This window comes from Acidovorax sp. KNOB132, from assembly GCF_057541515.1.
This window is the reverse complement of record NZ_BAAJYT010000021.1, coordinates 1-20735: the sequence shown is the minus strand read 5'-3', so window position 1 is coordinate 20735 and position 20735 is coordinate 1. Positions and strand designations below refer to the sequence as shown.

General features: G+C 67.6%; 17 protein-coding genes and 1 pseudogene. 7 read left to right on the top strand and 11 right to left on the bottom strand.

The window, feature by feature from the left end; translation table 11 throughout:
• Positions 1–59: 59 nt before the first annotated feature.
• A pseudogene (locus AC27IO_RS05800) lies at positions 60–1051 on the bottom strand (LacI family DNA-binding transcriptional regulator).
• A gap of 479 nt (positions 1052–1530) precedes the next feature.
• Here AC27IO_RS05800 and AC27IO_RS05795 point away from each other — a divergent pair.
• Entirely contained in the window at positions 1531–2475 is a 945-nt protein-coding gene (locus AC27IO_RS05795) for a hypothetical protein (RefSeq protein ID WP_498737822.1), read from the top strand.
• A 54-nt stretch (positions 2476–2529) separates the two neighbouring features.
• Here the strand turns inward: AC27IO_RS05795 and lspA are convergent, their stop codons facing one another.
• From lspA to AC27IO_RS05780, 3 genes are all read right to left on the bottom strand, one after another.
• Positions 2530–3039: a signal peptidase II gene (gene lspA, locus AC27IO_RS05790; protein WP_317354690.1), complete on the bottom strand. Its 510-nt coding sequence runs from the start codon at positions 3037–3039 to the stop codon at positions 2530–2532.
• Complete coding sequence (gene ileS, locus AC27IO_RS05785) at positions 3039–5912, bottom strand: isoleucine--tRNA ligase (RefSeq protein ID WP_498737820.1); 2874 nt, start codon at positions 5910–5912, stop codon at positions 3039–3041. The genes lspA and ileS overlap by 1 nt, the downstream gene beginning before the upstream one ends.
• Before the next feature lie 109 nt (positions 5913–6021).
• The gene (locus AC27IO_RS05780; protein WP_498737818.1) at positions 6022–7062 is read right to left on the bottom strand and encodes a bifunctional riboflavin kinase/FAD synthetase; all 1041 of its coding nucleotides are present in this window, start codon (positions 7060–7062) and stop codon (positions 6022–6024) included.
• A 166-nt stretch (positions 7063–7228) separates the two neighbouring features.
• Here AC27IO_RS05780 and AC27IO_RS05775 point away from each other — a divergent pair, with 166 nt between their 5' ends.
• The 4 genes from AC27IO_RS05775 to AC27IO_RS05760 all read left to right on the top strand — a co-directional run bounded on the left by AC27IO_RS05775 (position 7229) and on the right by AC27IO_RS05760 (position 10824).
• Entirely contained in the window at positions 7229–7786 is a 558-nt protein-coding gene (locus tag AC27IO_RS05775; protein WP_498737817.1) for an HNH endonuclease, read from the top strand.
• Positions 7787–7900: 114 nt separating this feature from the next.
• Positions 7901–8884: a TRAP transporter substrate-binding protein gene (locus tag AC27IO_RS05770; RefSeq protein ID WP_272564647.1), complete on the top strand. Its 984-nt coding sequence runs from the start codon at positions 7901–7903 to the stop codon at positions 8882–8884.
• A 120-nt stretch (positions 8885–9004) separates the two neighbouring features.
• Positions 9005–9520: a TRAP transporter small permease gene (locus AC27IO_RS05765; RefSeq protein WP_284429093.1), complete on the top strand. Its 516-nt coding sequence runs from the start codon at positions 9005–9007 to the stop codon at positions 9518–9520.
• 20 nt (positions 9521–9540) lie between these two features.
• Positions 9541–10824, top strand: a complete 1284-nt coding sequence (locus AC27IO_RS05760) for a TRAP transporter large permease (protein WP_272564644.1) — start codon at positions 9541–9543, stop codon at positions 10822–10824.
• A gap of 78 nt (positions 10825–10902) precedes the next feature.
• Here the strand turns inward: AC27IO_RS05760 and AC27IO_RS05755 are convergent, their stop codons facing one another.
• Complete coding sequence (locus tag AC27IO_RS05755) at positions 10903–12216, bottom strand: tetratricopeptide repeat protein (protein WP_498737814.1); 1314 nt, start codon at positions 12214–12216, stop codon at positions 10903–10905.
• A 248-nt stretch (positions 12217–12464) separates the two neighbouring features.
• Positions 12465–13772, bottom strand: coding sequence for a glycoside hydrolase family 18 protein (locus AC27IO_RS05750; protein WP_498737812.1), 1308 nt, complete (start codon positions 13770–13772; stop codon positions 12465–12467).
• Positions 13773–13948: 176 nt separating this feature from the next.
• Here AC27IO_RS05750 and AC27IO_RS05745 point away from each other — a divergent pair, with 176 nt between their 5' ends.
• Entirely contained in the window at positions 13949–15076 is a 1128-nt protein-coding gene (locus AC27IO_RS05745; protein ID WP_498737810.1) for an esterase-like activity of phytase family protein, read from the top strand.
• 28 nt (positions 15077–15104) lie between these two features.
• On the opposite strand, the gene AC27IO_RS05740 is transcribed toward AC27IO_RS05745, so the two are convergent.
• From AC27IO_RS05740 to AC27IO_RS05730, 3 genes are all read right to left on the bottom strand, one after another.
• A complete protein-coding gene (locus AC27IO_RS05740) occupies positions 15105–16220 on the bottom strand; it encodes an acyl-CoA dehydrogenase family protein (protein ID WP_284429090.1) in 1116 nt (371 codons plus the stop codon).
• A 48-nt stretch (positions 16221–16268) separates the two neighbouring features.
• Positions 16269–17474 carry an acyl-CoA dehydrogenase family protein gene (locus AC27IO_RS05735; protein ID WP_284405788.1) on the bottom strand — a complete coding sequence of 402 codons (1206 nt, stop codon included), beginning with the start codon at positions 17472–17474 and terminating at the stop codon, positions 16269–16271.
• Between the two features lie 63 nt (positions 17475–17537).
• Complete coding sequence (locus tag AC27IO_RS05730; protein ID WP_498737807.1) at positions 17538–18251, bottom strand: YceH family protein; 714 nt, start codon at positions 18249–18251, stop codon at positions 17538–17540.
• Positions 18252–18272: 21 nt separating this feature from the next.
• Between AC27IO_RS05730 and purN the strand changes: the two genes are divergently transcribed.
• Positions 18273–18857: a phosphoribosylglycinamide formyltransferase gene (purN, locus tag AC27IO_RS05725; RefSeq protein WP_498737805.1), complete on the top strand. Its 585-nt coding sequence runs from the start codon at positions 18273–18275 to the stop codon at positions 18855–18857.
• A gap of 27 nt (positions 18858–18884) precedes the next feature.
• Here the strand turns inward: purN and AC27IO_RS05720 are convergent, their stop codons facing one another.
• Positions 18885–19943 (bottom strand): sensor domain-containing diguanylate cyclase, encoded by a 1059-nt coding sequence (locus AC27IO_RS05720; protein WP_498737803.1) that lies wholly within the window; start codon positions 19941–19943, stop codon positions 18885–18887.
• Positions 19944–20257: 314 nt separating this feature from the next.
• Positions 20258–20735: EF-hand domain-containing protein (locus tag AC27IO_RS05715; protein ID WP_498737801.1), on the bottom strand; the 478-nt coding region annotated here is incomplete at its 5' end.

Below are 20735 nucleotides of genomic sequence, written 5' to 3'. Positions count from 1 at the left end.
CCAGAAAAGCAGAACGAAGGAAGGGATGGGTTGGGGGAGTGGGTTGCAGGATCTGTCGGTCAGGCGCCTGCGCAGGATTCGCCGGCACGGAAGCGATGGGGCAGCGTCAGGCTGGCCTGTGGCGCCAGCGGCGCATCGGCGGCCATGGCCTGGATCAGCAGTTCCACGCTGCAGCGGCCGATGTCCGCATTGGGCTGGGCCACGGTGCTCAGCACGGGGGTCAGGTCCTGCCCCAGCGCGATGCCGTCGAAGCCCACCACGCTGAGATCGCGCGGCACGGCGAGGCCCGCCTGGTGGGCGGCCCGCAGGCAGCGGATCGCAATCAGGTCGTTGGAGCAGACCAGGGCGGTCGGGCGCTCGGCCCCGCGCAGCCACTGCGCCACGTCCTCCACCGCGGTTTCCACGAAAGGCACTTCGACCACCGGCGCCTGCGTCAGCCCGGCAGCGGCCATGCCGCGTCGAAAGCCGCGGCAGCGCTGCTGTGCGCGGTCCGATGCGGCCAACTGGCCGCTCACCATGGCGATGCGCCGGTGCCCCAGGGCCACCAGCCGTGCTACCAGGTCGCCACGGCGCCTTCGCTGTCCACCGAGACGCAGGGGTGGCCGGGGTGCCGGTTGTAGGCCAGCACGTAGGGCAGGGCGGATGCCGCCAGGCGTGCGAGCGCCGTGGAGGACTCGGGCTGAGAGACCACGAGGATCATGCCGTCCACGTCGCCCGCCAGCAGCAGATTCACGGCGCGCTCTTCCTGGGCGATCACGTAGTCGGTGGTGAATGGCAGGATGGCATAGCCCGCCAGCGCCGCGGCGCGCGCGATGCCTTCGAGGCATTCCGCGAACACGGGATTGAGCAGCGTGGGCAACACCACCCCGATGACGCGGCTGCGCTGCGTGCGCAGGGTGCGGGCACTGGCGTTGGGCGCGTAGCCCAGGCGCTCGGCCACGCCGAGCACGAGGTCGCGCGTGGTGGGGGTGACCTTGTCCGGCAGATTGAACGCGCGGGACACGGTGGCGACCGAAACCCCGGCTTCGCGGGCGACGTCCTGGATGGTCATGGGAATGGGATGGGGCTGCAAAAGGCCATGTAATCGATTTCATGGCATTGGAGCGGGGCGGCGTGACGGCGTGATGACAGTCGCGCGCGGTGGGAGCAAAGTCCGAGGGTTCGTCCGCCAACGGGTGTCTTCGCGGCCCGCATGGACGCAGGGCGATGTCGTGCTTAACCTGTGTGTTCCAGTTCGGCATGAGGCGGACTCGGATGGTCGAAGGACGCATGCCCTTGTCCGGCGCCTGCGGCCTGTCCCTTTCAAACCGGGCGCCAGAATCGAGGAGCCGACTTATGGTGTCACCGCTTTCATCCCGGGGCCGTCCGCCTGCCGCGCTGGCGCCCAGGCCGGGTGTCGGACCCCCTTCCACTGGTCGAGACTCCGCCTGCGGGTGCGCGGTACCTGTCCACGGACTGCATTCGCGTAAAGCCGCCGGTATCGCCGTAATAGAAGGCCTGCTTCGCCCCCGCCAAACCCTGTCCCCCGCAGTGGACCGGCAGTTGCGCGGCTATGTCATGGCACGGGCCATCGATGGCCGGCATGTGGAAGGGCCTGACCTTACGCGCCTGCGCAACGCCACCGCCACGGTCGAGCAGGTCAGAGCGCTGTTGCCGAGCGGTCGCGGCAACGTCAAAGACGACATTGCGCGATTCGGTCACGAAAGCTCCAGGAGGGTCGAAGCGGGCCGGCTTGTGAAGAACATGCTGGTGGAGCACGGCCTGCCGCGAGTTGTGGCCTACGCTGCCGGAGGAATTCTGGCCCAGGCCGGCAATTGTGCAGAGTTCGCTGCCTTGACCATCATGCTGCATGTCCCTCTGTTGAAAGAAGCCAGCTCAGGCACCGACAAGGGGGAGTTCATTTACCTCGTGAAGTCGCAGTGGATCGACCACGACTGGGCAGAGCTGAGGGACGGGCGGGGGCCGGATTACCACATGGTATTGGACCCTTGGCTTCGCGGACCCGCAGTCTTTTCTGCAGACAGCCAATGGGCAGGTGATGCCGGCGACTTCACCCTGAGCCTGGAGCACGGCCATGCCTCGGGCTTGAAAGACAGGGCTGAAATGGAGACGGCTTTGACCGGGAACTCGCCATCTCTGCTGGCCCGCTTCGACCAGGGCTTGCGCGAGGTCGGACCCACGATGCGCTACGCGCCACACACGGTCTTTCCTTCCATGGCGGTGGTGGGCCGGGGGTTCGAGCGGCGAGTGCAACTCAAGCTACAGGCCCCCGTCGATGTTGCCAAGGCCCGCGTTCCTCCTGAAGTGCGGGCCTTGAATCCCAACCTTCGCCGGACCCAGCGCGCTCTGCTCAATGAGGTGCTGGCCGTGGGCGTCGCGCGGCAGATGGACGTCGGCGCAGGCATACGAAGCGCAACGCAGGAAGTGCCCGGGTTGCTGGATGCCGCCAGACGGCTGCGTGACAAAGGCGCCTGACGCTTGCCGCAGCCAGCGTGTTGCCGGGCAGGGCGCGCTGTCGGCGCCCGGTCTTCAGGACGAGCGCTTCACCCGCAGCAGTTCATCCAGGATCAGGCAGGCCGCGCCCACCGTGATGGCCGAGTCCGCCAGGTTGAAGGCCGGAAAGTGCCAGCCCCGCGCGTGGAAGTCCAGGAAGTCCACCACGTAGCCGTGCATCATGCGGTCCACCACGTTGCCCACGGCGCCGCCCAGGATGCTGGACAGCGCGAAGCAAAACAGCTTCTGCCCGGGATGGGCGCGCAACTGCCACACGATGAACAGCGTGGCCGCCACGCCGATGCCCGTGAACACCCAGCGCTGCCAGCCACCCGCATCCGCCAGGAAGGAGAAGGCCGCACCCGTGTTGTGCGCACGCACGATGTTGAAGAAGCCGGTGATGTAGGTGGCATCGCCCAGCCGGTAGTAGCCCAGGATCAACGTCTTGGTGAACTGGTCTGCGATCAGGATCAGCAGTGCCCAGACGAGCCAGGGCCACATCTTGCCGCCCGTGGAAGATGAAGACGAATAGCTGCTGCGGGCCATCACGCGTGCTCCCGCGCTTCGCCGGCGCCATACAGGTTGCTGGTGCAGCGGCCGCACAGCGTCGGGTGGGCCGGGTCCTGGCCCACATCGCTGCGGTAGTGCCAGCAACGCTCGCACTTGGTGTCGGTACTGGCCTGCACGCTGATCCGCAGCGCATCGCCCGCCACCAGTTCGATCGCGGACGTGATGAAGACGAACTTCAGGTCGTCGCCCAGGCTGGCGAGCAGCGCGTGGTCTTCAGGGGCGGCGGTCAGTGTGACCGTCGCCTGCAGCGACGAGCCCACCTGGCCGGCCGCGCGCAGCGCCTCGATTTCCTTGTTCACCGCATCGCGGATGGCGCGCAGGCGGGCCCACTTGGCCAGCAGCCCTTCGTCGGCGCCCGCGATAGCGCCATAGGTTTCCAGGAAGATCGATTCGGAGGTGCCGAACACCTTCCACGCCTCTTCCGCCGTGAACGACAGGAAGGGCGCCATCCAGCGCAGCATGGCGTGCGTGATCTGGTAGAGCGCGGTCTGGGCGCTGCGGCGTGCCAGGCTCTTGGGCGCCGTGGTGTACAGGCGGTCCTTGAGCACGTCGAGGTAGAAGCCGCCCAGGTCTTCCGAGCAGTACAGCTGCAGCTTGGCCACCACGGGATGGAACTCGTAAACCTGGTAGTGGGCCAGCACTTCGGCCTGGAATTCGGCGGCCCGCGTGAGCGCATAGCGGTCGATCTCCAGCATCTGGTCGAACGGCACGGCGTCGGCCTTCGGATCGAAGTCGCTCACGTTGGCCAGCAGGAAGCGCAGCGTGTTGCGGATGCGGCGGTAGGCGTCCACCACGCGCGCCAGGATCTTGTCGTCGCCCGCGATGTCGCCCGAGTAGTCGCTGGCGGCCACCCACAGGCGGATGATCTCGGCGCCGAGCTTCTTGTTGATCTCCTGCGGATCGATGCCGTTGCCCAGCGACTTGCTCATCTTGCGGCCCTGGCTGTCCACGGTGAAGCCGTGGGTCAGCAGGCCCTTGTAGGGCGCGCGGCCCTCCAGCGCGCTCGCCAGCAGCAGCGAGCTGTGGAACCAGCCGCGGTGCTGGTCGTGGCCTTCGAGGTACAGGTCGGCCTCGGGGCCGGTGTCGTGGTGCACGTTCGGGTGCGTGCCGCGCAGCACGTGGAAGAAGGTGGAACCGGAGTCGAACCACACCTCCAGGATGTCGGTGCTCTTGGTGTAGCAGGCGGCGTCCTCGGCGCCCAGGATGTCTTCGGGCGTCACACGGCTCCAGGCCTCGATGCCGCCCTTCTCGACGATATCGGCCGCCTGGTCCATGATCTCCATGGTGCGCGGATGCAGCTCGCCCGAGTCCTTGTGCAGGAAGAACGGGATCGGCACGCCCCAGCTGCGCTGGCGCGAGATGCACCAGTCGGGCCGGTTGGCGATCATGTCGTGCAGCCGGGCCTTGCCGTTCTCGGGGTAGAAACTGGTGTGCTCGATGGCTTCCAGCGCCGTCTGGCGCAGGGTCTTGGGCGCCTTGTCCTTCGTGAACACGCCTTCGCCTTCGTCCATGCGGATGAACCATTGCGCGGCGGCTCGGTAGATCACGGGGGTCTTGTGGCGCCAGCAGTGCGGGTAGCTGTGGGTGATGTCCTTGGTGGTCATCAGGCGGCCAGCGTTGCGCAGCGCCTCGATGACGACCGGCACGGCCTTCCAGATGTGCTGGCCGCCGAACAGGGGGAAGTCGGCCGCGTAGGTGCCGTTGCCCTGCACGGGGTTCAGGATGTCGTCCAGCGCCAGGCCGTGCGCGCGGCAGGAGTTGAAATCCTCCAGGCCGTAGGCGGGAGAGGAGTGCACGATGCCGGTGCCGTCGTCGGCCGTGGCGTAGTCGGCCAGGTACACGGGCGACAGGCGCCGGTAGCCATGGCTGCCGTCTTCGCTTTTCACGTCGTAGAGCGGGTGTTCGAACTCCAGCCCGCCGAGCTTTTCGCCCAGCGCCGTGGCCAGCACCTGGCCGGTGAGGCCGTAGCGGGCCATGCAGTCTTCCACCAGCGATTCGGCCAGCACCAGCAGGCCGCGCTCGGTGTCCACCAGCGCATAGGTGATTTCGGGGTTCAGGTTCAGCGCCTGGTTGGCGGGGATGGTCCAGGCGGTGGTGGTCCAGATCACCACGAAGGCATCTTTCTGCAAAGCGCTCAATCCGAAGGCGGCGGCCAGCTTCGCGGGCTCGTGCGCCTTGAAGGCCACGTCCAGCGTGGTGCTCTTCTTGTCTTGGTACTCGATCTCGAACTCGGCCAGGGATGAGCCGCAGTCGAAGCACCAGTACACGGGCTTCAGGCCCCGGTACACGAAGCCGCGCTCCATCACGCGCTTGAACGCCCGGATTTCGCCTGCTTCGTTGGCGAAGTTCATCGTCTTGTAGGGGTTGTTCCATTCACCCAGTACGCCCAGGCGCTGGAAGTCGCCCATCTGCTGGGCGATCTGCTCGGTGGCATAGGCGCGGCTCTTGGCCTGCATGTCGTCGCGGCTCAGGTTGCGGCCGTGCTTTTTCTCGATGGCGTTCTCGATCGGCAGGCCGTGGCAATCCCAGCCAGGCACGTACAGCGCGTCGAAGCCTTCGAGCTGGCGCGCCTTGGTGATCATGTCCTTCAGGATCTTGTTCACCGCATGGCCCATGTGGATCTGGCCGTTGGCGTAGGGCGGGCCGTCGTGCAGGATGAACTTCGGTGCGCCGCAGCGGGCGTCGCGCAGCTTCTTGTAGATGCCTTTTTCGTCCCATTCCTTCACCCAGCCCGGCTCGCGCTTGGGCAGGTCGCCGCGCATCGGGAAGGCGGTGTCGGGCAGGTTGAGCGTGGCGCGGTAGTCCGTGCCGGTGGAAGGGGTGGGGGTGGCGTTCGTGTTCTCGGACATGGCAAGACCTAAGGAGCGGGCCGTTCCGGGCCATGGCCTGGAACGCAGGAAGAGAAAGAAGATGAGGGGGCGGACGGGGCCGCAGGGCTGCGCTGCGGCACGGGGACCGTCAAATTCGGTCGCGCGTGGTCTGGCGACGGGTCTCGGCGTGCGTGGAGGCGGAGAAATACGCCCGCGCGTTATCGCAGTCCCTGGCGATGCCGCGGGTGAGGGCGTCGAAGCTGTCGTATTTCAGCTCGTCGTGCAGTTTGTGCAGGAGTTCCACGCGGACGATTTTACCGTACGCCCCTTCGGCCCCCAGATCGCGGGGCCAGTCCAGGCAGTGCGTCTCCAGCAGCACGCGGCCGCCGTTCACGTCCCGGGGATCGAGCGACGGGCGCACGCCCAGGTTGGCCACGCCCGGCAGGGGCTCGGCGGCCAGGCCGTGCACCCGCACCACGAAGATGCCGCCCGCAGCGGGCTTCCAGTGGGCAAAGCGCAGGTTGAGCGTGCGAAAGCCGTCGCCGGCGCCCTCGCGGCTGGCGCCCAGCTCACGGCCGAGCTTGCGCCCGTGCACCACGTGGCCCGAGATGGCATAGGGCCGGCCCAGCAGCCGCGCGGCGTCTTCCATGCGGCCGGCGGCCAGGGCCTCGCGCACGGCCGAGCTCGATACCCGCAGGCCATGCACCTCGTAGCTGTTCATGCGGGCCACCTCGAAGCCCTGGCTGCGTCCGGCGCCGTCCAGCATGGCGTAGTCGCCCGCGCGCTGCGCGCCGAAGCGGAAATCGTCGCCCACCAGCACGTAGCGCGCGCCCAGGCCGCGCACCAGCACGTCCTCGATGAACGCCTGCGGCGGCTGGCTGGCCAGCCGTTCGTTGAAGGGCAGCACCACGGTCTGCTGCACGCCGCAGCGGCGCAGTTCGTCCAGCTTGTCGCGCAGGGTGCCGATGCGGGCGGGGGCCAGTTCGGGGCGCTGGCGGGCGCCGGCGAAATAGTCGCGCGGGTGGGGCTCGAACGTCAGCACGCAGCTGGGCACGCCGCGGTGGGCCGCCTCGTTGTTCAGCAGCGCCAGCATGGCCTGGTGCCCACGGTGCACGCCGTCGAAATTGCCGATGGTGAGGGCGCAGGCCGATGCAATGTCGGGGTGATGGAAGCCTCGAAAGATCTTCATCGGAGTGCTTTACTTTTGATAGCGCCGTGCGCAGGTGTATCAAGCGCTGGACGCCAATTTGTCATGAACGGAGTATATTGTGAGCTACAGGCCGGCCTTGGCACGCCGCCCGTGAGACATCAGCGTTCCGAATCCTTGTGTGCATCGTTGTTCCAGGAGGCGAGTTGTGAAGGTCTTGAAGTTGTCGGCCCAGGGGCTGCCCCAATCGTGGATTTCGCTGGAACAGGCGGTCATTCACTATGCCGCGGGCGAGGTGCGCTGGGAATCCGGCGCGCAGATCGCCCGGTTCCGCGGCGGCCACAATGCCGTGACGGGCGAGCAGTCGGTCATCGGCGTCAACAGCATCATCGGCACCAAGGGCGTGCCGGCCATCAACCCGTTCAACCTCAAGCCCAGCCTGACCAACGGCAAGCTTTTCGCCCGCGACCGCAACGTCTGCGCGTATTGCGGCGGGTATTTCCACGAAGAAGACCTCACGCGCGAGCACATCGTGCCCTATGCGCGCCAGGGCGTGGACCACTGGATGAACGTGGTCACGGCCTGCCGCCCCTGCAACCACCGCAAGGGCCCGCGCACGCCCGAGCAGGCGCACATGCCGCTGCTCTACGCGCCCTACGTGCCCAGCCTGTGGGAGGACTTCATCCTGCGCAACCGCCGCATCCTGGCGGACCAGATGGAGTTTTTGATGGCGCATGTGCCCAAATCGTCCCGCCTGCTGGACTGATCGAAAAAAAGCGCCTGCGCAGGTACTTTCCCCGAGGGCTGGGGGCCGGGGCTGCGGGAATAATCCTGCCTCCTTTGTCACAACGCCCCCCGGGGGCCAGATCGGACCGTTTCCATGCGCATTGCTTCCCGCCGCCTGTTGCTGGCCGCCGCCGTTGCCGGCTTGCCCATCCTTCCCGTGTTCGCCCAGCAGGCCAAGGAAATCAAGGTCGGCTATGCGCTGGCGATCAACTCGCATTACGGCGCAGCCGCCCAGGCCTGGGCCGACACGGTCGAGAAAGGCACCAACGGCGCCTTCAAGTTCAAGCAGTTCCCCTCCAGCGCCCTGGGTGGCGAGCGCGAGCTGATCGAAGGCCTGCAGCTGGGCACCGTGGAGGCGGTGATCGTCTCCACCGGCGCCCTGAGCAACTTCGTGCCCGATGTGGGCGTGGTGGACATTCCCTTCCTGTTCCGCGACACGGCCCATGCCCGCGCGGTGCTGGACGGCCCGTTCGGCCAGGACCTGCTGGGCAAGTTCAAGGGCCGGGGCCTGATCGCCCTGGCCTGGGGCGAGCAGGGCTTTCGCCACCTGACCAACAACAAGCATCCGGTGAGCACGCCGGCAGACCTCAAGGGCCTCAAGATCCGCGTGACCGAGAACCCCGTGCACATCACGGCCTTCCGCACGCTGGGCGCCTCGCCCACGCCCATGTCCTGGCCCGAGGTGATCGGTGCGCTGCAGCAGGGCACGATCGATGGGCAGGAGAACCCGATGTCGGTGATCGTTTCCGCCAAGCTGCCGCAGGTGCAGAAATACCTCTCGCTGACCGGCCACGTCTATGCGCCCATGGCGCTGATCGTGTCGCCCAACCTCTGGTCGAGCCTCAGCGATGCGCAGAAGGCCAGCTTCACCCAGGGTGCCAAGGCGGGTGCGGCGGCCTCGCGCAAGTTCGTGGACGACGTGGAGCAAAAGGGCCTGGCAGACGTCAAGGCGGCCGGCATGCAGGTCGTGGAGTCGGTCGACAAGTCGGCCTTCCAGAAGGCCCTGGAGCCCGCCTACAAGCAATACGCCACCAAGTTCGGCCAGAAGACGCTGGACCAGATCACCGGCACGAAGTGATGGTGGCCGGCGCGGCCGGAGCCTGTCCGGCGTGCGCTTTTCCTCTGCCCGGCCTGGCCGGGCTTTTTCCGTTTTGATCGACCGACCGACAGATTGGCACCGGCAGGTGCCCTCCCTCCCATGCTGAATCGATTCGAGCGCGCGCTGGTGGCCTGCAACCGCTGGCTGCTCATCATCCTGCTGCTGGCCATGGCCTGCATCGTCTTCGCCAACGTGGTGCTGCGCTACACCACGGGTGATTCCATCGTCTGGGCGGAGGAGGTGGCCCGGCACCTGATGATCTGGGGCACGTTCCTCGGGGCCGGACTGGTGCTGCGTTTCGGCGGGCACGTGGCCATCGACAACCTGCACCACACGCTGGGGCAGACTGGCGCGCGCTGGCTGCGCGGGCTGATCGTGGCGGGGCTGGGCGTGTTCTTCCTGGTGATGGCGTGGTTCTCGGTGCAGTACGTGTGGGCCACGCGGTTCCAGACCACGCCGGCCACCGACATCGCGTTCGCCTGGATCTATTCGGCGATGCCGGTGGGCTTCCTGCTGCTGTTCGTGCACCTGCTGTTCATGGCCCGGGGCTATGTACGGGATGGGCGCTATGTCGAGTCCGACGAAATGGACGCCGAGTCCGCCGCGTCGCTGTGATGTTCCGAAGGACCTGACCCATGGCCATCACCCTCTTCGTTTCCGCCATCGTCCTGATGGCACTGGGCTTTCCCGTCGCATTCGCGCTGGCCATGTCGGCCGCGATCGCGGTGTTCGTGGGCGGGCGCTATCCGCAGCTGATCGTGTTCAAGGAGATGTTCACCGGCATCGACAGCTTCCCGCTGATGGCGGTGCCGTTCTTCATCCTCGCGGCCGAGATCATGTCCGGCGGCGCGCTCACCGTGGTGCTGCTGCGCTTCGCGGCGCAGTTCGTGGGCCACCTGCGCGGCGGGCTGGGGCATGCCAACATCCTGTCACTCACGCTGTTCTCGGGCATCTCAGGCTCGGCCCTGGCCGATGCGGCGGGGCCCGGCTCCATGATGGTGAAGATGATGGACAAGGCCGGGTATTCGCGTGCCTACGCGGCGGCACTCACCGCCAGCACGGCCATCGTGGGCCCCATCATTCCGCCCTCGATCATCATGATCATCTATGCGCTGCAGGACGAGCAGGTGTCTGTGGGGGCGCTCTTCATCGCCGGCTTCGCGCCCGGGCTGCTGATCGCTGCGGCCATGGCGCTCGTCAACTGGCGCGTGTGCGTGCGCCGCGATTACCGATCGCGCGAGCCACGGCCGAGCCGCGCGGAGATGCTGTCCAACAGCATTCGCGCCATCCCGGCGTTGATGCTGGTCGTGCTGATCCTGGTGGGCATCCGCTTCGGGATCTTCACGCCCACCGAGGCGTCGGTGGTGGCGGTGTTCTATGCGCTCATCTGCGGCAAATGGATCTACCGCACGCTGGAGTGGAAGGCGCTGCCCCACATCGCCGCGCGCTCGGCCTTGCTGACCGCATCGGTGCTGCTGGTGGTGGCAGCGTCGGCCGCGTTCGCCTGGGTGCTGACGATCGAAGGCATTCCCCAGCAACTGGCGGAGACCATCGTGGGGTGGAACCTGTCGCCCGTCACCTTCCTGATCGCGGTGAACATCCTGCTGCTGCTGTTCGGCATCTTCATGGAGCCGCTGCCGGGCGTGATGATCCTCGTGCCGATCCTGGCGCCCATCTCGGCGGCGCTGGGCATCGATCCGATCCACTTCGCGATGGTGGTGATCGTCAACCTCACCCTGGGCATGATCACGCCGCCCGTGGGCGGGCTGCTGTTCGTGACCTCGGTGGCCACCAAGGTGCCGCTGGCGGCCCTCACGCGGGAGCTGCCGCCCTTCCTGCTGGCGCACCTGGCGGTGCTGATCCTGCTGACTTTCGTGCCTGCCATCTCGACCTGGCTGCCGCACGCGCTGGGGTTTTGACCCCGCGCACGAGGGCGTGAAAAAAGCGCGGCAACGGCCGCGCTTTTTCTTTGGGGGGCGCCGTGGGCGCTCCCGCCGTCAGACCGCCTTGCGCGCCGTGACGATGAAGCCCTGCACGGGCGCGTTGTTCTCGTAGCGCAGCACGGTGTCTTCCACTTCCACGGTTTCGAAGCCCGCCGCCTTGCACAGAGCCACCACGTGGCTGCGCTTGTGGGCGTAGCGGCCGCTGGGCTGTAGCACCATGTCCGGGCCCGCTTCGTCCGAGGTCTCGCAAGAGAAGATCAGCTCGCCCTGGGGCACCAGGATGCGCAGGGCGTTGGGAACGGTCTCGGTCAGGTCGCCGGTGTAGATGAACACGTCCAGCGCGGCCAGCACGTCGTAGATGGCGTCGGGCGTTTCCTGTAGGGCGTCGAGCAGGTTGACGTGGTGGAATCGGTCGTACACGTTGTGGCGGCCGGCCTGCTCGATCATCTTCATCGAGATGTCCACGCCGATCAAAAAGCCGTCCAGCCGGCCCAGGCACACGCCAAGCAGGCCCGTGCCGCAGCCCAGGTCCAGCAAGTTGAGCTTCTTGTCCGGAAAGCGTTCGAGGATCTTGTCCGCCACGCGCTTGGGTAGCTGGTAGCGCAGGCCGCGCACCATGTGCTGGTCGTACATATCGGCCAGGCTGTCAAAGAGGCCGCGGTTCAGCTCCGGTGGCTGGTGCTTCGGCGTCACGCCATGGGCCAGCGCGGCGTAGTAGGCATAGACCGAGTCGCCAGGGGCCAGTTCCAGCAGCGTCGTTGTGTCGGCAATCGCTCGACCAGGCGTGCCGGCGGCAATGTGGGCATTCACGCGGCCCAGCAGCGACTCGGTGTCAGCGGCGTTCTCGTCGATCAAGCCGCTCCACATTTCGATGGATTCGCCATGCGCACCCTGGCTGCTGAGATCGCGCGCTAGCAGGCGGCGCAGTTGCGGATCCCCCGGCACGAGTTGTAACCCCCGACGGAGGTGGCGGATCGCCATGTCTAAGTGACCCGCACGGTGTGCTATGTCAATCACGCCGGCCAGCGCTACCAAGTTCGTTGGTTCGAGCTGGGCGACCTTCTCCGCCGTACTCAGCGCTTCCTCGAACTGGTTCTGGCGAGCCAGCAGCATCGCCAGTTCCAGCAGGCCAGGCGCCCATTCCGGAGAGATGGCTACGGCGTGGCGCAGCGCCTCGAATGCCCTGGGCAGGTTGCCGGCTTTTTCCGCCATCAGGCCTGCCAGCATGAAAACGCGGGGGTCGTTGGGGGATTGCTTCTGAGCCTTGTTCAGCGTGAGCGCGGCTTTTTGCAACTCGCCCGCGAGAATTTGCGTCCTGGCTGTTTCAAGGTGTTTACGATTGGGATCTGCGAGAGGTGTTGCGCTCATGTCTGGAGGGGGGGAAATAGGGGGGCGCAGTGCTCGGCGCCTTCGGGATTGCGTGAATTATCCCGGATTCGCTATACGTCCTTCGGGGAATTTGCCGCGCTGCTGCGAGGGTGTCGTGACGTGGCTGGTGTCGCGCCGAGCAGGTGCCGCGTGCATATCTCCAACCTTCCTGACGCTGGCATGAAAAGGCCGCTAATACCCGATGGGTGTCAGCGGCCTCTGAGCCCTGATGATCGATTAGTGATCGTTCAGCGCGAGAGTTCGTTGCCCACGGCGCGCACCAGCTCGCCGCCATCGCCCGACAGCTCCCAGAACATCATGCCGCGCAGGCGTGCCAGCTTCACGAAGCGCGCCTTCTCGCGCAGGGTCTGCGCATCGTCGAAGGTCCAGAATGTGGTGCCGTCGAACAGCCAGGCCGCGCGTGCATGGGCATCCCAGTAGCGGGTGAAGCCTGGTTTGGCCTGGAGGGTCTGGTAGTCCTCGATGCCCGCCTCGTACGTGCCGGCGGGAATGCCCGTGGCCGCCTGGTACAGGCCGCGCTGGGCGTTGGTCACGCCCGTCCAGCCGCGCGAATACAGAGGCGCCCCGACGACGATCTTGTACGCGGGCACGCCCGCCTGCAGGTATCGGCCCACGGTCTCGACCACCGAGAGTTTCTGCGCGCGGGCCGGGTCGTTCGGGTTCGGCGCGAGCGCGGCCTGGTGGTTGGTGGTGCTTTCCCAGGCGCCGTGCAGGTCATACGCCATCACGTTGATGAAGTCGAGCGACCGGGCCACTTCGGCCAGTTCGATCTTGGCGGCGGTCTGCGGGCCGGCCGGCGCGGCGATGGTCAGGCGCAGCTGCGGGTCGATCGCATCGAGCTGGCGGCGAAACTCCTGCAGGAGCAGCGTGAAGTTGCGGGTGTCTTCGGGTCGCACGGTGTTGCCCTCGGCGCCTTCCGCGGCCGGGTATTCCCAGTCGATGTCGATGCCGTCGAACACGCCGGCGGCCGGTCCGTTGCCCGTGGTGCTGCCGTCGGTCCGGCCCTTGATGAACAGGTCGATGCAGGAGGTGACCAGCGCGCTGCGGGATTCGGCGGTGAGCGCGGCATCGGAGAACCATTTCGATCCGTTCCAGCCGCCCAGTGCGATCAGGACCTTGGTGCCGGGGTAGGCCCGCTTGAGCGCGAGCAACTGCTGGAAGTTGCCGCGCAGCGGCTGGCTGGCATCGACCGCCTGGCCGTCCACGCTCTCTTCGGCGGCCCAGGCGCGCTCCACATCGGCGTAGGCATCGCCCAGCTGGCAGACCACCGGGCCGGCGCCGCCGGCCTGCGCGGGCTGCACGTTGCCGAACGCGTAGTTGATGGTGGTCACCGCGGGAACGCCTCCCTGGGCGACCAGATCCTTGACCTTGAAGTTGCGCGCATAGATGCCCCACGAAGTGAAGTAGCCGACGACTTCGCGCGGCGGGCTGCCGTTGCCTCCGCCAGGGCCGTGGCCCGGTCCGTGGCTCCAGGCGCTGGTGGCCATGAGGGCCATCAGGGGAATGGCCGCAATCTGTTGGATCAAGGTGCGCATGGCGGAAAAACCTCCGAGATGTTGTTGGGGCGGCCACTATAGCGAAATTCCATCTTTCGGAATGTGTGAAATTTCCCCGCCAAATGCCGGGCCGTGAGTGCCATCAGCCTGTCATGCGGGCTCGCTAAGGTCCGGCGCTGTCCACCCCCGCCATCCCCTTGACCGAAGAGTCGTCCATGTTCAGACCCCTTGCCTGCGCTGCCATCCTCTCCGTGTGCCTTGCCGCCTGTGGGGGCAGCGACGGCGGTGCCCGCGACATCAGCGTGCGCCTGATCGGCGAGCAGACCGTGCCGAACACGCTGCAGGTGGGCGGCACCCTGGTGGGAGGGCTCTCGGGCATCGACTACGACGCCGCGCGCGACACCTGGGTACTGGTCAGCGACGACCGCTCGGACAAGAACCCCGCGCGCTTCTATACCGCGCGCCTGCAGTTCGACCCATCCACATTCGCACCCGTGCAGTTCCTGGGCACCATGCCCTTGCGCCAGGCGGACGGCAGCGTGTACCCCGCGCGCACGGCCTCCACGGCGACGAGCCCCGTGCCCGATCCGGAGGCGATCCGCATCGATCCGCGCGACGGCAGCCTGTGGTGGACCAGCGAGGGCGACCGCAGCCTGGGCCTGGACCCGTTCGTGATGCATGCTGATGCCAGCGGCCGGGCCCTGGGCGCGCTGCCCTGGCCAGCGCCTTATCGCATGTCGCCCACGCAGGCGACCGGCGCGCGCAACAACCTCACGCTGGAGGGGCTCAGCTTCTCGGCCGATGGCGCATCGCTGTGGGTGGCCATGGAGGCGCCGCTCTATCAGGACGGCCCGGTGCCCACGCCCACGGCGGGCGCGTATTCACGCATGCTGCAATACAACCGCAGCGGTGCGCTGCTGCGCCAGGTGGCCTATCCGGTCGATCCCATCCAGGCGGTGCCCGGCACGGGCAAGAACGCGGACAACGGCGTTTCGGAAATGCTGGCGGTGGACGACCACCGCTTCCTGGTGCTGGAGCGCTCGGGCGTGCAGGGCAGCGACGATCTGTACCGCATGCACATCCGCCTGTACGAGATCGACACCGAAGGCGCCAGCGACGTGAGCGGCATGGCCTCGCTGGGTTCGGGCGGCTTCACGCCGGTGCGCAAGCGCCTGGTGCTCAACCTGAACACGCTGGGCCTGCGCACGCTGGACAACATCGAGGGCATGGCCTGGGGGCCGCGTCTGGCCAACGGCCACCGCAGTCTGGTGATGGTGTCCGACAACAACTTCAACGATACGCAGATCAGCCAGTTCCTCGCCTTCGAGGTGCTGTCCGAATAGCGCGCTGCGCCACGCCAGGCCCGCCCCGTCAGGCGAAGACGCCGGCCGTGTCCTGCATGCGCGCCGATACCTCGCCCAGGTGGTGCAGCGTGTCGCCGTAGGTCATCTCCAACTGGGTGAGCGTCTTGAAGTAGTGGCTGCCGATGTATTCGTCGGTCACACCGATGCCGCCGTGCAGCTGTACCGATTGCTGGCCCACGAAGCGCATCGACTGGCCCAGCTGCACCTTGGCGCGGGCGATGGCGCGGCGGCGCTCGTCCGCCGGGGCGTTGAGCTTGAGGCTGGCGTAGTAGCTCATCGAGCGCGCCAGCTCCAGCTGCATCTTCATGTCGGCCACGCGGTGGCGCAGGGCCTGGAAGCTGGCGATCACCACGCCGAACTGCTTGCGCTGGTTCATGTAGTCCACGGTGAGCGATACGGCCTGGTCCATCACGCCCACGGCCTCGGCGCACACGCCGGCGATGCCGGTGTCCACCGCCAGGGCCAGCGCGGCCAGCCCGTCGGTGGTGACGAGCGTGGCGGGTGCGTCGGCCAACTGCACCTCGGCCGCGCGGCTGCCGTCCTGCGTGACGTAGCCGCGCGTGGTGACGCCCGGCGCGCCGCGTTCGACCAGGAAGAGGGCGATCGCGCCGTTCCACTGGGCGGGCACCAAGAAGGCATCGGCCTGGTCGCCGGCCGGAACGATGCTCTTGAGGCCTGTCAGCGCATGCCCTGATGGCGCCGCCGCCGCGGTGGCTTCGCACACGTCGAGGCGATAGCGGGCTTTGCGCTCCTGCTGCGCCAGCACGACCAGGGCCTCGCCGCTGGCGATGCGCGGCAGCCAGTCGGCCTGAACGGATTCGGGTGCGTACTGGCCCAGCACGCTGCTGGCGATGAAGGCCTGGGCGAGCGGCTCCAGCACGATGCCCCGGCCCAGTTCCTCCAGGGCCACCATGGCGTCCACCGGGCCCTGGCCCAGGCCGCCGTGCGCCTCGGGCACGGTCAGGGCCGTGAGGCCCAGCTCGGCCAATTCGTTGTAGGCCGCGCGGTCGAAGCCGCCGGCGGCCACGATGCCGCGGCGGCGCTCGAAGGTGTAGCCCTTGTCCACCCAGCGGCGCACCGCGTCGCGCAGCGATTGCTGGTCGTCCGAGAAATCAAAGTCCATTTTTTTCACTCCTGGCGAAGTTCTCGCCCTGGCGGGAGGGGGTGGGGTTCAGCCCAGAACGGTCTGGGCGACGATGTTGCGCTGCACCTCGTTGGAGCCGCCGTAGATGGTGGTCTTGCGCAGGTTGAAGTAATTCGCGGCCAGCGGTGCGTTGGCCACCTCGCCGCCCGGGAATCCGCCCAGCGCGCCGGCGCCCGCATCGCCCTGCCAGCCGGCCTCCATCGCCTCTTCGATGAAGGGCAGGCTGAAGGGGCCGGCGGCCAGCATCATCAGTTCGGCATAGCGCTGCTGGATCTCGCTGCCGCGGATCTTGAGCAGGCCCGCGATGTCCAGTGAGTTCTTGCCGGATTTTTCGGCCGACAGCACCCGCAGCACCAGCATTTCCAGCGCCACGATGTCCACCTCCAGCAGGGCGATCTGGTCGCGAAAGCGCAGGTCGTCGTACAGGCCCTCGGCGCGGGCGATGCGCTTCAAGCGCTCCAGCTCGCGCTTGCTGCGGTTCACGTCGGCGATGTTGGTGCGCTCGTGGCTCAGCAGGTGCTTGGCATAGGTCCAGCCCTTGTTCTCTTCGCCGATCAGGTTCTCGGCGGGCACCTTCACGTTGTCGAAGAAGACCTCGTTGACCTCGCACTCGCCGTCCAGCAATCGGATGGGACGCACGGTGACGCCGGGCGACTTCATGTCGAGCAGCAGGAACGAGATGCCGGTCTGCGGCTTGCCTTCCGTGCTGGTGCGCACGAGGTTGAACATCCAGTCGCCGTACTGGCCCAGCGTGGTCCAGGTCTTCTGGCCGTTGACCACGTAGTGGTCGCCCACGCGCTCGGCGCGCGTCTTGACCGAGGCCAGGTCCGAGCCCGCGCCGGGCTCGCTGTAGCCCTGGCTCCACCACACCTCGCCGCTGGCGATGCCGGGCAGGAAGCGCTTTTGCTGTTCGGCATTGCCGAAGGCCATGATGACGGGCGCCACCATCACCGGACCGAAGGGGATGATGCGCGGCGCGCCGGCCAGGGCGCATTCCTCTTCGAACAGGTGCTTTTGCACGGCGGTCCAGCCCGGGCCGCCGAACTCCTTGGGCCAGCCGAAGCCCAGCCAGCCCTTCTTGCCCAGGATCTTGGCCCAGCCCTGCATGTCGCCCCGCGTCAGGCGCAGGGCGTTGTGCACCTTGTGGGAAATCTCCGGGGGGAGATGCTCTTTGACCCAGGCGCGAATCGTTTCGCGGAAGGCCTGTTCTTCGGGGGTGAATGCGAGATCCATGCGGTGTGTCTCCTGGGGCTGCCGGTTCGAGCCGATCCGCCGGTTGTAGCACGGTCGTGCTTTTTACTCCTGTCCGGGCGGCGACACGGGCGCAGCGCCTTGCGGCTGCGCTGCCTCCAGCCCCAGTTCCTGGCACAGGCGCTGCACCGTGGCGCGCAACTGGGCCACTTCGGCCTCCAGCGCGGCCACGCGCGGGGCCAGTCCCTGGGCGGCGGGGGCCTCGGCGGTCGAGGCACCGGCGGCGTACTGGCTCGCATCGACCGGGCCGCACAGCAGGTGGGCCCAGCGCTGCTCGCGGGCGCCGGGCGCGCGCGGCAGCTGCACCACCAGCGGGCCGCCTTTTTCTTCGCTGCGCGACTGCAGCTCGTCCAGGAAGGCCTCCACCGAGGAGATGTCGGCGAACCGGTGCCAGCGTTCCGAGTTGATGCGCAACTCGCCCGCGGTTTGCGGTCCGCGCAGCATCAGCAGGGCCAGCAGCACCGCCGACTGGTCGGGCACGCCGATGCCGCGCGGGAAGTTGTGCTCGAACTTCGTCGCCCGGTTGCCGCCGATCTCGACCGCCAGTGTGCGCAGGCGCAGTGAATCGAGCGCCTCCTGGGCTTGGGACTCGGTCAGCTGCATCACCGGGTCGCGGCTGCTCTTTTGGTTGCAGCCGGTCAGCACGCCGTTGAGCGTGAGGGGGTAGCTGTCGGGCACGGTGCGGGCTTTTTCCATCAGCGTGGCGAGCACGCGGGCCTCGGTGGGCGACAGGGGGCGGGTGCGGGGATCGAAGGGCATGGCGGGGGATAATTTCCGGCAATGAAGAACATCGTGATTTTGATCTCCGGCAGCGGCTCCAACATGGCAGCCATCGTGAATGCTTCGCGCCAGCAGGATTGGGCCGGCCGCCACGGCGCCCGGGTGGCGGCCGTGCTGAGCAACAAGGCCGACGCCGCGGGCCTGGCCTGGGCCCGGGCCGAGGGGATCGCCACGGATTCGCTGGACCACCGGGCGTTCGATTCGCGCGAGGCCTTCGATGCGGCGCTGGCCGAGCGCATCGACGCCCATGCGCCGGCGCTGGTGGTGCTGGCGGGGTTCATGCGCATCCTGACGCCCGCGTTCGTGGCGCGCTACGCCGGGCGGCTGGTCAACATCCATCCCTCGCTGCTGCCCGCCTTTCCGGGGCTGCACACGCACCAGCGCGCCATCGATGCGGGCTGCGAGGTGGCCGGCGCCACCGTGCACGAGGTGACGGCCGAACTCGATTGCGGCCCCATCCTCGCCCAGGGCGTGGTGCCGGTGCTGCCCGGCGACACGGCGCCGGCGCTGGCCGCGCGCGTGCTGGCGCAGGAACATGCCATCTACCCCTGCGCCGTGCTCAAACTGCTGCACCGGCTGGGCTGATCCGGACCGCCGGGCGGCGGCCCCCGCTCAGGACCAGCCGTCGAACACGCTGACCCGATTGCGCCCCGAATCCTTGGCCACGTAGAGCGCCCGGTCGGCCCGCGCCAGCAGCGCGTGGGGATCGCTCACCTCCTCGAACCCCGCCGTGGCCACCCCGAAGCTGGCGGTGACCGGCCGGTGCGGCCAGGTGCTGGCATTCAATGCCGCATGCAGCTTCTCGGCCACGAGGCGGGCGCCGGTGGCGTGCGTCTGGGGCAGCACCACGCAGAATTCCTCGCCGCCGAAGCGGGCCACGAAATCGCCCGCCCGCACATGGCTGCGGACCACTTCGGCCGCATGGCGCAGGATGTCGTCCCCGGCCGGGTGGCCCAGTTCGTCGTTGACGCGCTTGAAATGGTCCAGGTCCACCATCACCAGGCTCAGCGGCTGCCCCGCCTGCTTGCCTTCGTCCCAGCTGGTGCGCAACTGCCGGTCCAGGCAGCGCCGGTTCCACAGCCCGGTGAGCCCGTCGGTCATGCTCTCCAGTTCGAGGCCGGCCATGGCCTGGCGCAGCTCCAGCTGGGTCACCACCTGGCGGGCCAGCGATTCGAGCGCGCGGCGCTCGGCGTCCGTCAGGGTGCGGGGCTCGCGGTCGATCACGCAGACGGTGCCGATGGGCATGCCGTCCGAGGTCACCAGTGGCGCACCGGCATAAAACCGGATGCCCGGCTCGCCGGTGACCAGCGGGTTGCCGGCAAAACGCGGGTCCAGGTGCGCATCGGGCACCTCGAACACGTAGTCGGGCTGCAGGATGGCATGGGCGCAAAAGGCCAGCTCGCGCGGGGTTTCGGGGGTGTCCATGCCGGTGCGCGACTTGAACCACTGCCGCTCCGCGTCGATGAGCGAAATCAGCGCGATCGGCGCCTGGCACACCGCTGACGCCAGCATGGTGAGGTCGTCGAAAGCCTGTTCGGGGCGGGTGTCGAGCACGCGCAATTTTTCCAGGGCTTCCAGGCGCTGCGGCTCGTTGAAGGGCAGGGGGGCACCCTGGGATGGGGGCGATTGCGTGGCCCCGGCGGGAGCGTCGGGTTTCTGGATGGGGGGCATCAATGGCTTCACTGAAGGAACGACAGTGAGTGTGTACGCAGCATCCGGTCATTCCGTTGTATCCATTTGATACGGCCAGCGCCTTTGCCCGGGGATACGGACGGCAGCGTGGCAGGCATGCCGATGAGTTTGCTATAAAAAATATAGCTATATGCCCTAGATGATATTGCGCTGGAGCTGTTTTTTGCTCCAATGCCATCGGCGCGGGGTGCCGGTCCACGCAGCTCGTCCACTGACGGGCTGTGCAGCACTGCGTGGACCGGCAAAACCAGGGGCCGGGCGCCCGGTGCCTGCGGGCGCGGCCGGCGGCCCTCTCAGGCCAGGGCGCTCAAGGTGCTGGCGTTGCTGCTGGTGCTCCACGCGCTGGCGGCCGCCGCGTATTGCCGGCGTGCCTGTTCGGCCAGCTGGGTCAGGTCCAGCCGCTGGCCGCTGCGGGAGGCGCTGGCGGTGCCGTCGTCCTGGCCGGTACTGCTGCTGCTGGCCGTGCTGGTGGCATTGGCCGTCGCCCACTGCGTCAGCTGGTCGATGAACGACGACGACTCGCTGGCGCTGAGCTGCTGGTCGCCGTCGGTGTCGATGGCATTGAACAGCGCGGTGACCGCATCCGTCGTGCCGCCGGATGTGCTGGTGGTGCTGGCCGCCGCCAGTTCCGAGGCCGACACGACACCGTCTTCGTTCGTGTCCAGCACGTCGTAGGTGGTGCTGCCGGACGATGCGCTCGCGCTGCTGGCGCCCCCCGCTCCGCCGGGCCCGCCCGGACCACCGGGTCCACCCGGGGGTGGGGGGGCGATG

Coding starts and splice junctions, on each gene's coding strand:
- lspA (WP_317354690.1), bottom strand. CDS start 3,039: ATGGCCCGCAGCAGCTATTCGTCTTCATCTTCCACGGGCGGCAAGATG.
- AC27IO_RS05760 (WP_272564644.1), top strand. CDS start 9,541: ATGGCCATCACCCTCTTCGTTTCCGCCATCGTCCTGATGGCACTGGGC.
- AC27IO_RS05780 (WP_498737818.1), bottom strand. CDS start 7,062: ATGAAGATCTTTCGAGGCTTCCATCACCCCGACATTGCATCGGCCTGC.
- AC27IO_RS05720 (WP_498737803.1), bottom strand. CDS start 19,943: ATGCCCCCCATCCAGAAACCCGACGCTCCCGCCGGGGCCACGCAATCG.
- AC27IO_RS05735 (WP_284405788.1), bottom strand. CDS start 17,474: ATGGATCTCGCATTCACCCCCGAAGAACAGGCCTTCCGCGAAACGATT.
- purN (WP_498737805.1), top strand. CDS start 18,273: ATGAAGAACATCGTGATTTTGATCTCCGGCAGCGGCTCCAACATGGCA.
- AC27IO_RS05740 (WP_284429090.1), bottom strand. CDS start 16,220: ATGGACTTTGATTTCTCGGACGACCAGCAATCGCTGCGCGACGCGGTG.
- AC27IO_RS05755 (WP_498737814.1), bottom strand. CDS start 12,216: ATGAGCGCAACACCTCTCGCAGATCCCAATCGTAAACACCTTGAAACA.
- AC27IO_RS05750 (WP_498737812.1), bottom strand. CDS start 13,772: ATGCGCACCTTGATCCAACAGATTGCGGCCATTCCCCTGATGGCCCTC.
- AC27IO_RS05745 (WP_498737810.1), top strand. CDS start 13,949: ATGTTCAGACCCCTTGCCTGCGCTGCCATCCTCTCCGTGTGCCTTGCC.
- AC27IO_RS05765 (WP_284429093.1), top strand. CDS start 9,005: ATGCTGAATCGATTCGAGCGCGCGCTGGTGGCCTGCAACCGCTGGCTG.
- ileS (WP_498737820.1), bottom strand. CDS start 5,912: ATGTCCGAGAACACGAACGCCACCCCCACCCCTTCCACCGGCACGGAC.
- AC27IO_RS05770 (WP_272564647.1), top strand. CDS start 7,901: ATGCGCATTGCTTCCCGCCGCCTGTTGCTGGCCGCCGCCGTTGCCGGC.
- AC27IO_RS05730 (WP_498737807.1), bottom strand. CDS start 18,251: ATGCCCTTCGATCCCCGCACCCGCCCCCTGTCGCCCACCGAGGCCCGC.